Genomic DNA, 16007 nt, shown 5'->3' on the forward strand with positions numbered 1-16007 from the left:
CATGGCACAAAATAAATCGACAGAGGGCAAAGCCCGCGGCCGCCCTCGCGCCTACGACCCGCAGACAGCGTTGCAACAGGCGCTCGGTGTGTTCTGGAACACCGGCTATTCCGGCGCGTCGCTCGATAGCATCGCCACCGCCGCCGGCATGAATCGCCCCAGCCTCTATGCGGCATTCGGCGACAAGCACGCGCTCTATATCAAAGCGCTGGAGCAATATTGGGAGTTTGCCGCGGCGTCCATGCGCGAGGCGCTGACGGACCTGGAGCTGCCGTTGGCCGAGGCCTTGCAGCGTTTCTACGAGGGGCAGTTATCGATTTACTTCTCGGGAGACGGCCAGCCGCGCGGTTGCTTCGCCATCGGCACGGCAACCACCGAAGCCGTCGAAGACCCGGAAATTCGTGAAGTGCTGTCCGACCGCTTGAGCCGGCTGGATGCCGACCTGGAAGTTCGCCTGCAAGCGGCGAAAAATGCCGGCGAGTTGAAAGGCGATGTCAACCCCGCGGCCCTTGCCGTGCTCGCCTCGTCTCTGCTGCACAGTATTTCGATACGAGCCAGGGCCGGTAAATCCCGAGCCGAGCTGACGGAGCTGGCACGCAATGCGATCAGAGTCATCTGCGGTGGGTGAAAAACTCGAAGACATTCTTGCCGGGCAGTTGGCCGTGATCTTCTGCGGCATCAATCCCGGAATGACTGCCGCCAGCCAAGGTCACCATTTTGCGGGGCGCGGTAATCGTTTCTGGCGCACGCTGCATCTCGCCGGGTTTACCCCGGAGCTTGTGCGGCCGGAAAACGATCGAACGATCTTGAGCTATCGATGCGGATTGACCGCGGTGGTCGAACGGCCGACGGCCAGCGCGGATCAGTTGTCCGTGGACGAGTTCACCGCCGCGGCCGCGGCCTTCGAACAGAAAATCGCACGCCATGCGCCGCGTTTCGTGGCGTTTCTGGGCAAGGCGGCGTATGCCGCGCTGTCCGGTCAGCGCGACATTGCCTGGGGCCTTCAAGCAAAAACCTTCGGCAATGCCTCGGTCTGGATCCTGCCCAACCCCAGCGGCAGAAATCGCGGGTTCAACCTCGAGCAACTGGTGACGGCCTACCGCGAACTGCGCCTGGCCGTCGACGACCAACAGCGGGTGTAATCACGCCGGAGGAATCGTCGCGAGCATACCGATCAGGATGGTCAACAGCAGAAAACCGCCGAGAAAAATCGTCATCTTGGCCATGCGGCCTCCCACACTATGAATTGGCGGTACAGGAGGCGCCGAGCGCTGCCGTACCGGAAATTTATTGTGGGCTGGTGGCTGTATCCGTTACAGAGGCAGATTGCGCTGAAAAATACGGATCAGATCCGTTTTCAGGCCGTGCTTTCGCGCGTTTCCCATAGAAAAGTTTGCGCGCGATGTCCACAAACGGCGTGACGATCAAACCGTGCAGCGTCAGGTAACGCTCGTGATCCTGCTCACCGGTGCCGTATTGAATGGCCTCGGGTGTGGACCGGGTGACGTACAGCGTGCCGAACATCCAGTCCCACAATGACAAATTGATGCCGAAGTTCTTGTTGAAGTGTCTCGGTGCATCGCTGTGATGAATCTGGTGTTGCGCCGGGCTGCTCAGCACCCGCTCAAACACCGGCCCGAAGGAAAACCAGACATGGCTGTGGCGCAGGTTGGCCGCCAGGCTATTGAAGATAAAAACCATGTAGGTCACGCCAAACAGCGTATAGCGGCTGATCTCCCCGCCGCAGGCGTACCAGAAGACACCGGCAAAGGCGCCGACGCAGATGATGTCCGTGAGCTTTTCGACCACTTCTTCCAGAAAGTGCACGCGGCTGGCCGTCGCCGGCACCAGCACGGGCGCCGAATGATGGACTTTGTGGAACGCCCACAGGTACCGCGAATGAAAAGCGCGGTGGCCCCAGTAATGGCTGAAATCCTTGACCAGAAATACGCCCAGCCCATAAAGCAGGGTCAGCGCCAGGTGTTCCTCCACTTGCGTGCGCGCGCCCCACAGGTGGGTGAAGAACGCGATGTAGTCCGCTGAACGCAAGACATACGGATCGACCAGGCCGACGATGGGCAACACCAGGGCAACCTTGAGGATGGCGAGTACGAAGTAATAGCGGTAGTCGAGCAGCGCCGAGCGGTGCAGGTAAACCCGACGGCCGCCGATGAACTGGCCGAACGAGCGTGCGTCGGTCAAGCCCCGGGATTTGCGCCAGCGGAACAGGCAATAAGCGGCGCCGTAAGACATGCAGAGAAAGGATAGACCGAGTCGACCGTTGACGTCGAAAATGCCCAGGAACTGCCGGGTGACCGGCTCGATCACCCACTGGAATAAATGAAAATGGATTGCGGCAAGAACATCCATACCAGGCTGCCCGACGTAAATGGAAGGGCAATAGTAAATGAGAATGAGTCTTTAGTGTGTTGAATTATGCCCAGTTGTCAGCCACCCAATGCAATGATTGCAAGGATCAGCACGCCCCCCGTGGCAGCCATGATCACCCCACCCTGCCATTGCGTGGCGCCAGCGTATCTGGCGAGCATCCAGCCGGCGATGAACAGCACCACGAGGCCGATCAGGTTGGACAGGCGGATGGCGAGTGCCGTCTGATCGAGCAGTATGAACGGCACCACCAGTGGAAATGTCGAGCACACGACCAACAGGAAAACACCGAGCGCACCCTTGAAGTCGTTCCAGCCCAGGCCCGCCCTGGTCGGCAAGGGGGGCTGCTCGAGCAGTCGACGGCGCAACAACTCCAGGCCCTCGCTGCCGGCCGCCACCGCCAATTGCAATGGCAACACTTGCGCAATGAGTGCCTGACCGGCCGCGGCGTCCGTGCCATTGCGCAGGGCGAGGTACAGCTTGATCCTGCGCGTGCGCTCGACCAGTGCGCGCAACAGGTACATGACTGCATCGGCCAGTCCCCAGGCGAGATTGCAACCGAGTGCGGCAATCATCATCGAGCGCTCGGCTGCCTGGTCTGCCGTGGCCACGCTGATGGTGCCGGTGAACGTCATGGCCATCAGCAGGCCGAAGATCACCTCGGTAATGCGCTCGACAGGGTCAAGTACAGGCGCCCTTTCGAATTGACCTTGGGTTTGCATGAATTCACCTCGCCCGGGGGTACCTGCACGATATCGGTCAACGCTTCGCCCAGGCAGCGGGTGCTCAAGCTGGATATCCGCGTCCCCGTCAAGTGTAGATTGAACGGCTACACTCATGCGCACACGTCACCTGTTTCAAGAGGAGTGATTCATGCTTGATTACTTCGCGCTGGGCCTGCTGATCTTTGTCGGGCTCATCTTGTTCTACGGGGTCATCCTGCTCCACGACATCCCCTATGAAATTGCCGTCCACCGCAACCACCCTCACCAGGATGCGATCCACGCCACCGGCTGGGTCAGCCTGTTCACCCTGCATGCGCTCTGGCCATTCCTGTGGATCTGGGCGATGGCCTATAGAGAGGACCGGGGCTGGGGTTTCAGTGACGGACACTCACCCAAAAGCCATGTGGTTCACCTCGAACAACAGGTCGCCGAACTGCAAGGGCGGATCGAGCGCCTCGAAGCGGCGACGGGCACGACACAGAGCAGGCTGCCAACGGACAATCTCGGCGAGGGCATTTGAGCCATGGATCTCTTACTCATTCTGACGTATGCCGCTCTCTGCGTAGCCATCTTCAAGATCTTCCGCATTCCCCTGAACAAATGGACGGTGCCCACGGCGGTGCTGGGCGGGATCGTGATCATCGGCGCGCTGATTTTCACGATGAACTACAACCACCCCTACTCCGAGGTGGCGCGTTCCTATTTCGTATCGGTTCCGGTAATACCCGTGGTCAGCGGCCAGGTGATCGACGTGCCGGTGAAGACCAACCAACCCCTGGAAAAAGGCGATGTGCTGTTTCGCATCGATCCCGCGCCTTTCGAATACCGGCTGAAATCCCTCAAGGCACAACTGGTTGCCGCCCAGGCTGATCGCGCCCGGATCACCGAGCTGATCAAGCGTAATTTCGGCACCCAACGGGAATTGGATGCGGTGGTCGCTCGCAGTGATGACCTGAAGGCACAACTGGACAGCGCGCAGTACGAACTCGACAACACCACGGTCCGTGCGCCGAGCAAAGGCTTCGTCACTCACGTTTCGTTGCGTCCGGGCATGATGGCCACCAAGTTGCCACTGCGCCCGTCGATGGTCTTCATTCCCGCCGAAGGGCATTACTTCGCGGCGTGGATGCGCCAGAACAGCCTGTTGCGCCTGACCGAGGGCGACGAGGCCGAAGTCGCTTTCGACGGCATTCCCGGAAAGGTTTTCGAAGGCAAGGTCAAAACCGTGGTTTCGGTCATCGCCGAAGGCCAGGTTCAACCTTCGGGCACGCTGCTCGGCTTCACCGGTTCACCACCGGCCGGCCGGGTCCCGGTGGTCATTGAAATCACCGATCCCGACTATGCCCAGTACGCCGACCAGATGCCCGGCGGCGCCTACGGCCAGGCGGCGTTGTACAGCCAGCATTTCCATCACATCGCGATGATGCGCAAGATCCTTCTGCGCATGGCCGCGTGGATGAACTACATCTTTCCGTTCCACTGATCGGGTAGCGACGGCAACTGGCTCAATCCTTGAATTGGGTCAGTTGCCGGTTCAGCGGACCGAACTGATCGCGTTCATGACTGGCATTGGACCGCTGCTTTTCCAGTCATCCCATTTTCCCTGCATCAAGCGGCTAGAGGCGTGTTAGTGGTTGTGCTCGATGGTATCTGTTGGAGATAGCTCCATTCATTTCACTTTCAGGACGAGAATCAATCATGCGGATGTGGATGGGGGGCACGGCGCGGCCCATCAGCCAATTGATGATGGCAGCGGGTATTAGCCTTATCGCAATCGTCACTAATGGGCAGGTTCAAGCCACACCTCAAGCCTCTCAAGAGATAAAGGGCTTGCTGGACTTTGTCGAACACAGTGAGTGTCAGTTTGTGCGCAACGGGAGCGAATACCCAGGTCCCCGCGCTCGGGCGCATCTGGAGAAGAAGCTGAACTATCTCGAAGGCAAGAACATGGTGAACAGCGCAGAAGACTTCATCGATCTTGCTGCCACTAAAAGCAGTATGAATGGCCGCGCCTATGAGGTGCGATGTTCAGAAGGCGTAGAGCCGGCAAGCACCTGGTTGAAGAGGGAACTACAGAGGCAACGGCAACTTCATTGATTTTGTCTCAAGTCCAATAACAGTCAGGATGGCGTTGGGCTTTTTTACTTACATAATGTGAAGCACCCGGTGAAAAAAACGCGTTGCTTGCCTTGTGGGGGCTTCATATCGGATTTAGCCAGTGCATTCTTGTCTCGCAGGTAGTCGATAAGGCTCCCACGGAACTCAAGGGTAGGGCCTTCGGCATTTTAAGTCTTGTCAGTGGTATATGCATGTTGATCGTCAGCGTCCTTACGGGCTGGTTCCTTTGCGAAGATCCAGAATTTCAATCTCGGACGCGTACTTTTCTGCCATGAAAAACAAGACCGAGTTTTTCAACACAATCTGTCAAAAGCACTCTCTGGCGACGAACCCGGCCCTAACGCAGTAGTCAAAACAAGTGTTGGCGTCGCGACTCGCTATCACCGGCCTCACAAAGAGGGGGTCTAATGAATCTACTAGCCACATGTAAGGGTGCATGTATTCCTCTGGTTCTGTGCGTGGCTGTGCTCCTGGCATTTGTGGTTTCCTGCAGTACATTGCCGAGGATAGTGCCCGATATGGCTCGCGCGCCCTCTGTGCCAGTGCAGCTCGACGGGATACACGGACCTCTGTCAGCCGAGCGCAGCAAGGCCATTCTCGAGCGACTCAAGTCCACCGGCGCAGAGACCGACATCTTCGACGTGCACCTCGCAATCGAAGAGTCCATCGTCGGCAGCCCGCTAACGGAAGGAAACAAGGTCGACTTGCTGCAGGACGGCCCCACCACCTACCAGTCGATGATCAAAGCCGTTGAAGCAGCGCGCGACCACATCAACATGGAGACCTACATCCTCGACGATGATGAAGTCGGCCAGCGCTTCGCCACCGCGCTGATCGCTCGGCAACAGAAAGGCGTACAGGTCAATCTGATCCGTGACAGCGTCGGAACCCTTGGAACACCATCAGCGTTTTTCTCTCAATTGACCGAAGCGGGCGTCAAGGTGCTGGAGTACAACCCAGTCAATCCGATGACGGCCAAAGCGGGCTGGGACGTGAACCAGCGCGACCACCGAAAGCTGCTGATAGTGGACGGCCGTATTGCCTTTCTCGGCGGGATCAACATCAGCAGCGTCTATTCGGGGGGCTCGTTCAACTCTCACTCGAAGATTCGCCCAAATGGTGATTTGCCCTGGCGCGATACCGACTTGCGCATCGAGGGGCCTGTGGTCGCGGAACTCCAGAAGCTGTTCATAGGAACCTGGACTACCCAGAAAGGCGAACCGCTCGCGGCTCGCCACTACTTTCCGCCACCTGAGCGCAAAGGCACCGAGGTGGTGCGGGCCATCGGAAGCTCACCAAATGAGCCGTTCAGCCTGATCTATGCCACGCTGATTTCGGCGCTGCGTAGCGCGCAGTCTGAGATATGGCTGACTAACGCCTACTTTGTTCCCGACCCGCAGTTACTGGCGGCACTCAAGGAGGCTGCAGCACGTGGAGTCGACGTCAAGCTGGTGCTGCCCAGCAGCACCGATTCGTGGCTGGTTTTCAATGCTGGACGCGCCTACTACAGCGAGCTGCTGAAAGCCAACGTCAAGCTTTACGAACGCAACGACGCGCTACTCCACGTCAAAACAGCAGTAATCGATGGCGTGTGGTCGAGTGTCGGCTCCACCAACCTCGACTGGCGTAGCTTCCTGCACAACGATGAAGTCAACGTTGTTGTGCTGGGCACCGGGTTTGGAAAAAAAATGCAGGCGGCATTCCTGGCTGATCTGGCCAGGTCGAACGAAATCAAGCTGGAAAAGTGGCAGCACCGCTCGCTCGGTGTGAGAGCCAAGGAGCAGATGGCGCGACTTTGGGAGTACTGGCTATGAGTTGATTGGCGTGTCACTGGGATGCGCTGTTCTGCACCCTGATTGGTATGTCGCTAACCCAAGCCCAAGAAGCAACGTAAGCTTTGAAAACTCGCTACGTCGCTTGAGTGTGCGCTGCCGGTGAAGGCGATCTTGTCGACCTGCGGGTGTTCGGCCAACGTGGCCAGTCACCCTCGTCAAACGCCCTGCGCGCGGCCGCCACGGCCAGATCGATGTCCTCTGCAGTTGCCGAGGCAACCCGCGCCAGCACCGACTCGTCACTCGGATCGAGCGTGTCGAAAACACCGCACTGAACCGGGGCGATCCATTCGCCGCCGTTGCAGAAATTGATGTCCAGCTCCTGCGGGCTGGTCACTCATCACCATCCTCCTGTGTGCATCCCGGGTTCAGGCCGGATCGCGATAGAACACGTCGTCGGCGTACGGATACCACCAGTCCTGAATCTTCGGCTGGTGGTCGATGATGACCATTTTCGAGCGGCGGAACGCTTCCAGCCCCTGACGCCCGAGTTCACGCCCCAGACCCGACATCTTCCAGCCACCGAACGGCAGCGCATCGTTGTCGATCAGCGGATTGTTGACCCAGACCATCCCCGCTTCCAGACGCTCGGCAGCCTCCATGGCTTCGGCCAGGTCCGTGGAAAACAGCGAGGCGCCAAGGCCGAACGGCGAGTCGTTGGCCAACCGCACCGCCTCGTCGAAATCGCTGACCCGGCAGATCGCCGCCACCGGGCCAAAGCACTCTTCCTGCAGAATCGCCATGTCGCCGGTCACCCCGGTGAGAATGGTCGGCTCATAGAACCAGCCCACCGCGTGCTGCGGCGGAATCCGTCCGCCACAGACCACTTTCGCGCCCTTGGCCACGGCGTCATCGACCAGGCGCATGACTTTATTGCGCGCCGCCTCGCTGACCATCGGCCCGATCTCCGAGCGTTCCAGGCCATGGCCAATACGCAAGGCACGGGTACGCTCGGCGAACTGCGCGACAAACTCGTCATGGATTTCATCGACGACGTAGAAGCGTTCCGCCGAGGTGCAGATTTGCCCGCTCAAGTGGAACGCCGCCGTCACCGCCCCCGCCGCTGCCACTTCCAGCGGCGCATGCCTGGAGATGATCAGCGGATCGCTGCCACCGGCCTCGATCACGCAAGGCTTCATCCGTTCGGCGCAGGCCACGGCGACCGCTTTGCCTGCCGTCACACTGCCGGTGAACGCCACCGCGTGGGTCTGCGCCGACTGCACCAGCAACTGTGCGGTCGCTGCATCGCCCGGCAAGCAAGACACCAACCCCGGCAACAACGCGGTGAAATGCTCCATGAACTTGAGGGTGCACAGGGTCGTGGCTTCCGCCGGCTTGATGATGCAGGCATTGCCCGCCGCCAAAGACGCGGCGACCGTCCAGCACATCAGCAGGATCGGAAAGTTGAACGGCATGATGTGCACGCTGACGCCATAGGGTTCATAACGCACATGCTGGAAGGAACCGATCTGCGTGGTGCCGGCGACCTTGCCGGCATCGTCCCGGGCCATTTCCGCGTAGTAGCGAAAGATCGGCGCGCAGTTGGCCAACTCGCCCATGGCTTCGGGAAACGGCTTGCCCATTTCCAGGGTCATCAGGCGCGCGACTTCACGGTTGCAGGCCACGTTCTGTTCGATGGCGTTGGCCAGTTGATGCAGGCGCGCGGCGCGGCTTTTCGCGTCGACCAGGCGCCATTGGCGCTGCGCGGCCGTGGCGGCATCGGTGGCGGCTTGCACATCGGCTTCGCCACACACGCCGACTTGCCCGACCGGTTGCAGGGTCGCCGGGTCGAGCACCTCGCGCACACGACCTGCGGTCAGCGGCAGGAACTCGGGGTTGATGAAACGCAATGCAGTGTCAGTGTTGAACGTGGCCATGGGATGATCCTTGAACCAATCGATAAGGGGTTTCGCGCAACGTCGCCAGGGTCTCGGCGGGCAGTTCTTCACGCCAGCCCGGCACCTGCCGGTCGAGCCACTGGCGCAGCGGCGCAAAGGCCTCGGCGCCCAGGGCGCGGACAAACAAACCCAGGGTGCGCGGCAAGTGCGCCAGGTAACCGTGCTTGCCGTCACGGCCGGCCAGGCGCACGAAAATTCCCAGCACCTTGGCGTGACGCTGGGCGGCCAGACGCCGGTAGTCTTCGAGAAAACGCAGCGCATCCAGCTCCGGGCGCTGCAACAGGTAATGGGTGATCAGTGCCTCGCGCAACGCCTCGGGCACATCGCGCCGGGCGTCTTCGAGCAGTGACATCAGGTCATAGGCCGCCGCCCCGACCAAGGCGTCCTGAAAATCCAGCAAGCCACAGGCCGCGACGCCTTCACGGCCTTGCAGCAGCATCAGGTTGTCGACGTGAAAGTCGCGCAGCACCAGCGCTTCGCGGCGTTTTTCAACATCTCGACAAGCGTCGGCGAACAACGCCAGATACTCATCGCGCACGTTCTGCGCCGCGTCCTTGCCAATCAGCAGCGGCACGTACCAGTCGATAAACAGCGCGTACTCGTCCGCCAGTCGCTGCCCGTCATAAGGCGCCAGTTCCGTGGCTGGCGTTGCGCGATGCAACGCCACCAGCGTATCGACCGCCAGGTGATACAACGCCGACTCCGAATGCCCGGCCAGCAGCAGGCGGGTGTAGGTGTCGTGACCGAAATCCTCGATCAACGCCAGCCCCGTCGCCTCGTCCACTTGCAGCAAGGCCGGCGCGGACAGGCCCAGCCCCTGCAACTGCCGGGCGATCCGCACGAACGGGCCGATGGGCTCACTGTCGGGCGGCGAATCCATCAGCAACAGGCCGGCACCGTCCAGACGGAAATAACGCCGGGGCGAAGCATCCGCCGGCAAGGCGACCAGCAAGGTCCCGGCGTAACCGGCGCGAGCCAGAAAGGCGGCGCGCTGGTCCTCACGGGTTGGCAATGACGCCAGTGCATCTGTCATGGCAATCACCGGATCATGTAGACCTTTTTGATGGTCTCGTGGACGGTGCACACACCCTTCCAGTCCTTGCCGAAGAAAGCGGCGGTGTCCGGCTTGATCTCGACCACTTCGCCGGACTCGTGGACGTAAGTGCAGCGACCTTCGAGAAAGTGGCAGAACTCGTCGCTGGTCACATGGCAAAACCACTTGCCCGGGGTGCAGATCCAGATGCCGCATTCGGACTGGCCTTCGGGGCCTTTGTGCAGCACCACGCCGGAGACACGGGATTCACCTTCAAGCATGGTCGGGATCACGCCCCAATCCTTGACGTCAGTGATGCTCAGCGGGTCGTACAGAAACGGGGTTGTCATTCTTTTTCTCCAATAAATAGTCAGTATCCAACCTGTAGGAGCCGGCTTGCCGGCGAAGACCCACTAACAGTCGACACAGATGTCGCCCGGCGCACCGCATTCGCCAGCATGTACACGTTGCGCAGGGTTTCCCGGACGTGGCATTCGCCAGTCCAGCCGGCCGGGAACAGCACCAGGGTGTTGGGGCGCACTTCGATCACTTCACCGTTGTCGTTGCGGTACGTGGCGTGCCCCGCGATGAAGTGGCACAACTCGTCCCGGGGAATCGACAGCCGCCAGCGTCCGGGAGTACACACCCACAATCCGGTTTCCGGGCTGTTGTTCGGGCCCTTGAACAGCAAGCGGCCGCTGGAATGCGAGACGCCTTCGACGGCGTCGCTCTGCACGCCCCAGTCCACCAGGTCGGTGCGGCTGCTGACGGCTTCGAGGTACGGCGTGATACCCGCCGTGGTGGATGAATCAGGCATGGTTAAGCACCTTGTCGAGAATCGCGGCCGCGTCTTGCGGCCCCTTGCGAGATTGCATTTGCGCGCTGGTGAGCTGCAGGCGTTGGCGCATCGCCCCGTCGTTGAGGCACGCGTGGAGTTTTTCCGCGAGCTGCTCTTCGCTCCACTCATAGCGGTCGAGCTTGAAGCCGTGGCCGCTTTCTTCGGCGCGCATTGCGTTGTCGTGGCCGTCCCAGACGTAGGACATGACGATCGCCGGTTTGCCGAAGAACAGGCACTCGGTGAAGCTGTTGTTGCCGCCGTGGTGGATCACCGCATCGACCTGGGCAATCACCGACGGCTGCGGGAACCAGTTGGAAATCTGCACGTTGTCCGGCAGGTCCGGGTACTCATCCAGGTGTTCGCCGACGTTGAACAGTGCCCGATACGGCAGCTTGCCCACCGCATCGATCAGGCGCTTGAGCAACTCGACATCGCCGGAACCGAGGCTGCCGAAGCTGGCGTACAGCAGCGGCTTGTCGTTGTGGGCGCGGAACGGCGGAATCTCGTACGGCGTGTCGTGGCGCACGCAACCTTGCAGGTAATGGAAACGCTCGGCCGGCAACGGATGGCGGCGGTCGAACTTGACCGCATCCGGGTACAACAACAGGTTCATGTACGGTGAGGCTTCAAAGAAGGTGCCCAGCGGATAGGGCTGCTCGCCATGGGCCTGCAGAAACTGGTTGAAGTCCTCGTGAATCGGCCCGACCACTTCCTCGAAACGCTGGCGGAATTGCGCATGGCCCGCCTTGTCGTCGATGCTCATGCCCGACAGGTGCGGCGGGATATCCGGGTCTTCGATCTCGTTTTCCGAGCAGGAAATGATCCGCACCCACGGCTTGCCGTATTGCTTGATCGCCGGGAACAGGATCACGTTGTCGACGCAGATCAGGTCAGGCTTGACCTTGTCCAGCACCGCCGGCAGGTCCTTTTGCGCCCACTTGGCGGTTTCGACGATGGCCGCCCAGCATTCCTTGACGTAGTTGTCGATCTGGCCCAGCGGAGACTTGCGGAAATTCGGTATGTGGCCGTTGATGAAGTCCACCCAGTAGCGGGCCATCTCTTCGGCCGGCATCGGCGCCGACATGTTGACCATGTGCTCTTCAAAACCATAACCGGCGTACACACCGCTCATGCCCGGGTCGGTGAGGAACACCGCTTTATGACCCAGGGCTTCACACGCCTGGGCGATACCGACTGAGTTCAGCGCCGGGCCGTAGGCGGCTTCGGGGAAGAATGCGATCACTTTCTGTTTCATCGAGTGCTGCTCCTGCCTGGTCTTTTTATTGTTCAGCGCGTCAATACGCGGGCATGCCGGGCCTGCCAGCCCAGCCGGATGGTCGTGTCGATTGCAAAATGGGCGAATTCGAACTGTGAAGACGGCACGCGCACGATCAGCGGTTTGTCGCTGAGGGGGGTCTGCACGTGCAGGTTGGTGTCGAGGCCGTGGTAGGCGACTTCGACGATCTTGCCGCTGACCTGATTGGCGCAATCGCCGCCCTGCTCCGTCAGCACTTGCAGGCGTTCGGGGCGCACCACCACGGCGACGGATTGGCCGGTCACCAGCGGCGCGTCGGTTTCGACGCTCAGCTCCTGGCCATTGACCCGCACCGAGTGCTGGCCCGAGCGCACGCCTTCGAGCAAGTTACTGACGCCGATGAAGTTGGCGACAAAACGGCTGTTGGGGTTTTCGTAGAGTTCGGCCGGGCTGCCGCACTGGCAGACCTTGCCGCCGTCGAGCACCGCCATGCGGTCGGACATCACCAGCGCTTCTTCCTGGTCGTGGGTGACGATGATGAACGTGATGCCACTCTCGTGTTGCAGGCGCTTGAGTTCCAGCTGCATCTTTTCCCGCAGCTTCTTGTCGAGGGCGCCCAAGGGCTCGTCGAGCAGCAACACCCGAGGACGCTTGACCAGTGCCCGGGCCAATGCCACTCGCTGGCGCTGGCCGCCGGAAAGCTGATCGGGCTTGCGCTCGGCCAGTTCGCCGAGCTGCGCGGTGCCCAGCACTTCATCGACCCGACGACGGATTTCGCTTTCCGGCAGGCGCTCCATTTCCAGGCCGTAGGCAATGTTCTTGCGCACGGTCATGTTGGGAAACAGCGCGTAGGACTGGAACATCAGGTTCAGCGGACGCTTGTTGGCCGGCAGCGGCGAGATGTCATTGCCGTCCAGGTAGATGCAGCCACCGCTGGGGGTCTCGAAACCGGCGAGCATGCGCAGCAGCGTAGTCTTGCCGCAGCCGGACGGCCCCAGCAGCGCGAAGAACTCGTTCTCGCGGATGCTCAGCGACACCTCGTTGACCGCCAGGCCGTTGCCATAAGACTTGCTGACCTTATCCAGGATCAATACTGCAGATGAATTATTCATGGGTGCGAGGAGCCTTGTTGAGACGCTGCGAAGCCAGCAGCGCGGTGATGCTGACCAGCATCACCAGCGTCGCCAGAGCGTTGATTTCCGGGGTGACGCCGAAGCGGATCATGGCGTAGATCTGCATGGGCAAGGTGGTGGACGCCTGGCCGGAACCGGAGTTGAAAAAGGCGATGATGAATTCGTCCACCGACAGGGTGAACGACAGCAAACCGCCCGCCAGCACGCCGGGAAAGATCACCGGCAACAGCACTCGACGGAACGTGGTGAACCAGCTCGCGCCGAGATCGATCGAGGCTTCGAGAATCGAATAGTCGAAGTGCTTGAGCCGCGTGCGCACCACCGCGCAGACGAAGGCGATGTTGAACACCGCGTGGCTGATGATGATCGAGTGCAGCCCCAGGCCGACCTTGAGCAGGTTGAAAAAACTCAACAGCGCAATCGCCAGCACGATGTCGGGAATGATCATCGGCGCCATCAGCAAGGTGTCGACCACCTGGCCTTTGTCGTTGTCCTTGCAGCGCAACTCGATGCCCAGTGCCAGGAATGTGCCAAGCACGCAGGCAATGAAGGTCGCCGACAACGCAACGATCAGGGTGTTGAGCGCCGCCGACAGAATTGCTGTGTTGTGCGCCAGTGCCGCGTACCACTTCAGCGATACGCCGCCCCAGGCGGTGGGCAATCCGGACTTGTTGAACGACAGCAGGATCAACACCAGGATCGGTATATAAAGGAAGGCGTACACCAGACCCAGGTGCGAACCCAGCACGGTGCCGCTGACAGAACGAGACTGACTCATGAACGCGCCCCTTCTGCACGACGGGCCACCAGTGCCTGGATGAACAACAGGATCAACATGATCGCGATCAGAAAGAAGCTCAGCGCCGCGCCAAACGGCCAGTCCCGCGCCGTGAGGAATTGCGAATAGATCAGGTTGCCGACCATCTGCACCTGCTTGCCGCCCAGCAGGTCGGCAGTGATGAAGTTGCCGATGCTCAGCACGAAGACAAACACCGCGCCCGCCGCGATACCCGGCACGCTCAGCGGCAGGATGATCCGGCGAAAGGTCATCCAGCCCGAGGCGCCGAGGTCTTTCGAGGCGTCCCACAGTTCGTTGTTGATCCGCGACAGCGATGAGAAAATCGCCAGGATCACAAAGGGGATGTAGTTGTAGACCAGCCCCAGCACCACGGACGATTCGGTGTACAGCAGGCTGATGGGGTCGCCGCTGTAGCCGAACACTTGCAGCAGGCGGTTGATCAGGCCTTCGCGGTTGAGCAGGACGATCCAGGCGTAAGTACGGATCAGGTAATTGCTCCAGAACGGCAGCATCACCAGAAACAGATACACCGCCTGACGCCGCCGTGGCGCGCGGGCAATCGCATAGGCCGCCGGGTAGCCGATCAACACCGCGAACACCGTGGCCAGCCCGGCGATCTTCGCCGACTTGAGCAGGATGCCGAGGTACAGCGGATCGAACGCGCGCTGGTAGTTTTCCCAGGTGAACAACCAGTCGATGCCGCCATACGCGCCGCGTTCGACAAAGCTGTAGACCAGCACCAGCAGGCACGGAATCACCAGGAACATCAGCAGCCAGCCGAAGCCGGGCGCAAGAAGCCAGGCCGACAGACGCCTGTCAGCATGCAAAGCACTCATTACCCATATCCTCCCGCCTCAGGGCAGAGGCGGCTTGCGAGCGTGGCGAGGCGTGCCGGGCATGCCTCGGGTCGACGTGGCGTTAGTTCTGCGCCGCCATGATTTCGGTGACGGCGCGGGTGTAGGCCTTTTGCGTGGTGCCGCCCAGGTCGCGCAATTGCTCCATTTTCAGCAGCTCGGCGGGGGCGATGGTCAGGTTGGGGTATTGCTTGAGCAAGTCAGCGGACAACCCGGCCATGGCCGCCTGGTTGGGGACTTTGTAGAGGATGTTTTCAGCGACCCAGGCGTGGTTGTCCTTGGCCAGCATGAAGTTGATGAACTTGAAGGCTTCGTCCTGGTGCCTGGAATTCTTGAGCACCACCATGGTGTCCACCCACAGGTCGGAACCTTCCTTGGGCACCACGAACCTGATCGCCGCGTTGGCCTGGGTGCCGTAGTTGCACCAGCCGTCCCAGGCGTGGGCCATCAGCGATTCGCCGGAGGCCAGCTTGGAATAGAAGGTGGTGTCGTCGAAGGACAGAATGCGTTTTTTGGTGGCGATCAGTTGATCGCGAACAGCGGCGATTTGCGCGGGGTCACTGTCGTTGACCGACCAACCCTTGGCGAGGAAACCGGCGCCGAGCATCCAGCGGTCGGTGGCGAGCATCGTCACCTTGCCCTTGAGGGCATCGCTCGGATTGAGCAACTCGTTCCAGCTCTGCGGCGCCGGCGTCACCTTGTCGGAGCGATAGCAGATGCCTGTGGTGCCCCATGTGTAAGGCACGGAGAACTGGTTGCCCTGGTCATATTCCAGGTGAGTGGCTTCGGGGTAGAGGTTTTTCAGGTTGGGGACCTTGACCGGATCGATGTCCGCCAGCAGCCCCTGTTTGTGCAGGACTTCGGCGAAAGGCGAGGAGACGAACACCACGTCATACCCTTCACCACCGGACGCCATCAGCTTGCCCATGATTTCTTCGTTGGTGGCGTGCAGCGCCTTGTCGACGTCCACACCGCTGGCAGCCTTGAACTTCTCCAGCGCATCCGGAGCCATGTAGCCGTCCCAGATGGAAATCACCATGTCTTTCGCACTTGCAGCCTGTGAAGCGATCGCCAGGGAAACGGCCAACCCCACGCACAGAAGATCATTCAGCTTGCTCATCAATACTCACCCGA

General features: G+C 60.6%; 18 protein-coding genes. 6 read left to right on the forward strand and 12 right to left on the reverse strand.

The window, feature by feature from the left end; all coding sequences use genetic code 11:
* Position 1 precedes the first annotated feature (1 nt).
* Both AC1D19_RS02695 and mug read left to right on the forward strand, forming a co-directional pair.
* Positions 2 to 628 carry a TetR/AcrR family transcriptional regulator gene (locus tag AC1D19_RS02695; protein WP_477762286.1) on the forward strand — a complete coding sequence of 209 codons (627 nt, stop codon included), beginning with the start codon at positions 2 to 4 and terminating at the stop codon, positions 626 to 628.
* Positions 621 to 1142, forward strand: coding sequence for a G/U mismatch-specific DNA glycosylase (mug, locus tag AC1D19_RS02700; RefSeq protein ID WP_477762346.1), 522 nt, complete (start codon positions 621 to 623; stop codon positions 1140 to 1142). Before AC1D19_RS02695 ends, mug begins: the two co-directional genes overlap by 8 nt.
* A 145-nt stretch (positions 1143 to 1287) precedes the next feature.
* On the opposite strand, the gene AC1D19_RS02705 is transcribed toward mug, so the two are convergent.
* Positions 1288 to 2370, reverse strand: a complete 1083-nt coding sequence (locus AC1D19_RS02705) for a sterol desaturase family protein (protein ID WP_477762287.1) — start codon at positions 2368 to 2370, stop codon at positions 1288 to 1290.
* Between the two features lie 77 nt (positions 2371 to 2447).
* Positions 2448 to 3110 carry a hypothetical protein gene (locus AC1D19_RS02710; RefSeq protein ID WP_477753294.1) on the reverse strand — a complete coding sequence of 221 codons (663 nt, stop codon included), beginning with the start codon at positions 3108 to 3110 and terminating at the stop codon, positions 2448 to 2450.
* A 151-nt stretch (positions 3111 to 3261) separates the two neighbouring features.
* Here AC1D19_RS02710 and AC1D19_RS02715 point away from each other — a divergent pair, with 151 nt between their 5' ends.
* The 4 genes from AC1D19_RS02715 to cls all read left to right on the forward strand — a co-directional run bounded on the left by AC1D19_RS02715 (position 3262) and on the right by cls (position 7045).
* Positions 3262 to 3633, forward strand: a complete 372-nt coding sequence (locus AC1D19_RS02715; RefSeq protein ID WP_477762288.1) for a DUF3302 domain-containing protein — start codon at positions 3262 to 3264, stop codon at positions 3631 to 3633.
* 3 nt (positions 3634 to 3636) lie between these two features.
* Positions 3637 to 4596: an HlyD family secretion protein gene (locus AC1D19_RS02720; RefSeq protein ID WP_477759950.1), complete on the forward strand. Its 960-nt coding sequence runs from the start codon at positions 3637 to 3639 to the stop codon at positions 4594 to 4596.
* Between the two features lie 215 nt (positions 4597 to 4811).
* Complete coding sequence (locus tag AC1D19_RS02725) at positions 4812 to 5210, forward strand: YfeK family protein (protein ID WP_477762289.1); 399 nt, start codon at positions 4812 to 4814, stop codon at positions 5208 to 5210.
* A gap of 539 nt (positions 5211 to 5749) precedes the next feature.
* The gene (gene cls / locus AC1D19_RS02730) at positions 5750 to 7045 is read left to right on the forward strand and encodes a cardiolipin synthase (RefSeq protein WP_477762290.1); all 1296 of its coding nucleotides are present in this window, start codon (positions 5750 to 5752) and stop codon (positions 7043 to 7045) included.
* 94 nt (positions 7046 to 7139) lie between these two features.
* Here the strand turns inward: cls and AC1D19_RS02735 are convergent, their stop codons facing one another.
* From AC1D19_RS02735 to AC1D19_RS02780, 10 genes are all read right to left on the reverse strand, one after another.
* Entirely contained in the window at positions 7140 to 7400 is a 261-nt protein-coding gene (locus AC1D19_RS02735; RefSeq protein ID WP_477762291.1) for an aldehyde dehydrogenase family protein, read from the reverse strand.
* Between the two features lie 31 nt (positions 7401 to 7431).
* Positions 7432 to 8940, reverse strand: coding sequence for an aldehyde dehydrogenase family protein (locus tag AC1D19_RS02740; RefSeq protein WP_477762292.1), 1509 nt, complete (start codon positions 8938 to 8940; stop codon positions 7432 to 7434).
* Complete coding sequence (locus AC1D19_RS02745; protein WP_477762293.1) at positions 8921 to 9994, reverse strand: aminoglycoside phosphotransferase family protein; 1074 nt, start codon at positions 9992 to 9994, stop codon at positions 8921 to 8923. The genes AC1D19_RS02740 and AC1D19_RS02745 overlap by 20 nt, the downstream gene beginning before the upstream one ends.
* Positions 9995 to 9999: 5 nt before the next feature.
* On the reverse strand, positions 10000 to 10344 hold the full coding sequence (locus AC1D19_RS02750) for a cupin domain-containing protein (protein ID WP_477762294.1): 345 nt from the start codon (positions 10342 to 10344) through the stop codon (positions 10000 to 10002).
* 20 nt (positions 10345 to 10364) lie between these two features.
* Entirely contained in the window at positions 10365 to 10811 is a 447-nt protein-coding gene (locus tag AC1D19_RS02755; RefSeq protein ID WP_477762295.1) for a cupin domain-containing protein, read from the reverse strand.
* Complete coding sequence (locus AC1D19_RS02760) at positions 10804 to 12087, reverse strand: nucleotide disphospho-sugar-binding domain-containing protein (protein WP_477762296.1); 1284 nt, start codon at positions 12085 to 12087, stop codon at positions 10804 to 10806. Before AC1D19_RS02760 ends, AC1D19_RS02755 begins: the two co-directional genes overlap by 8 nt.
* A gap of 32 nt (positions 12088 to 12119) precedes the next feature.
* Entirely contained in the window at positions 12120 to 13199 is a 1080-nt protein-coding gene (locus tag AC1D19_RS02765; protein WP_477762297.1) for an ABC transporter ATP-binding protein, read from the reverse strand.
* Positions 13192 to 13998, reverse strand: coding sequence for an ABC transporter permease (locus AC1D19_RS02770; protein WP_477762298.1), 807 nt, complete (start codon positions 13996 to 13998; stop codon positions 13192 to 13194). The genes AC1D19_RS02765 and AC1D19_RS02770 overlap by 8 nt, the downstream gene beginning before the upstream one ends.
* Positions 13995 to 14855, reverse strand: a complete 861-nt coding sequence (locus tag AC1D19_RS02775) for an ABC transporter permease (protein WP_477753285.1) — start codon at positions 14853 to 14855, stop codon at positions 13995 to 13997. The genes AC1D19_RS02770 and AC1D19_RS02775 overlap by 4 nt, the downstream gene beginning before the upstream one ends.
* An 82-nt stretch (positions 14856 to 14937) precedes the next feature.
* The gene (locus AC1D19_RS02780) at positions 14938 to 15993 is read right to left on the reverse strand and encodes a polyamine ABC transporter substrate-binding protein (protein WP_477762299.1); all 1056 of its coding nucleotides are present in this window, start codon (positions 15991 to 15993) and stop codon (positions 14938 to 14940) included.
* Between the last annotated feature and the right edge of the window lie 14 nt (positions 15994 to 16007).

This window comes from Pseudomonas sp. P1_C12 (assembly GCF_056406435.1).

Coding starts and splice junctions, on each gene's coding strand:
- AC1D19_RS02695 (WP_477762286.1), top strand. CDS start 2: ATGGCACAAAATAAATCGACAGAGGGCAAAGCCCGCGGCCGCCCTCGC.
- AC1D19_RS02705 (WP_477762287.1), bottom strand. CDS start 2,370: ATGGATGTTCTTGCCGCAATCCATTTTCATTTATTCCAGTGGGTGATC.
- AC1D19_RS02710 (WP_477753294.1), bottom strand. CDS start 3,110: ATGCAAACCCAAGGTCAATTCGAAAGGGCGCCTGTACTTGACCCTGTC.
- AC1D19_RS02715 (WP_477762288.1), top strand. CDS start 3,262: ATGCTTGATTACTTCGCGCTGGGCCTGCTGATCTTTGTCGGGCTCATC.
- AC1D19_RS02720 (WP_477759950.1), top strand. CDS start 3,637: ATGGATCTCTTACTCATTCTGACGTATGCCGCTCTCTGCGTAGCCATC.
- AC1D19_RS02725 (WP_477762289.1), top strand. CDS start 4,812: ATGCGGATGTGGATGGGGGGCACGGCGCGGCCCATCAGCCAATTGATG.
- cls (WP_477762290.1), top strand. CDS start 5,750: ATGGCTCGCGCGCCCTCTGTGCCAGTGCAGCTCGACGGGATACACGGA.
- AC1D19_RS02740 (WP_477762292.1), bottom strand. CDS start 8,940: ATGGCCACGTTCAACACTGACACTGCATTGCGTTTCATCAACCCCGAG.
- AC1D19_RS02745 (WP_477762293.1), bottom strand. CDS start 9,994: ATGACAGATGCACTGGCGTCATTGCCAACCCGTGAGGACCAGCGCGCC.
- AC1D19_RS02750 (WP_477762294.1), bottom strand. CDS start 10,344: ATGACAACCCCGTTTCTGTACGACCCGCTGAGCATCACTGACGTCAAG.
- AC1D19_RS02755 (WP_477762295.1), bottom strand. CDS start 10,811: ATGCCTGATTCATCCACCACGGCGGGTATCACGCCGTACCTCGAAGCC.
- AC1D19_RS02760 (WP_477762296.1), bottom strand. CDS start 12,087: ATGAAACAGAAAGTGATCGCATTCTTCCCCGAAGCCGCCTACGGCCCG.
- AC1D19_RS02765 (WP_477762297.1), bottom strand. CDS start 13,199: ATGAATAATTCATCTGCAGTATTGATCCTGGATAAGGTCAGCAAGTCT.
- AC1D19_RS02770 (WP_477762298.1), bottom strand. CDS start 13,998: ATGAGTCAGTCTCGTTCTGTCAGCGGCACCGTGCTGGGTTCGCACCTG.
- AC1D19_RS02775 (WP_477753285.1), bottom strand. CDS start 14,855: ATGAGTGCTTTGCATGCTGACAGGCGTCTGTCGGCCTGGCTTCTTGCG.
- AC1D19_RS02780 (WP_477762299.1), bottom strand. CDS start 15,993: ATGAGCAAGCTGAATGATCTTCTGTGCGTGGGGTTGGCCGTTTCCCTG.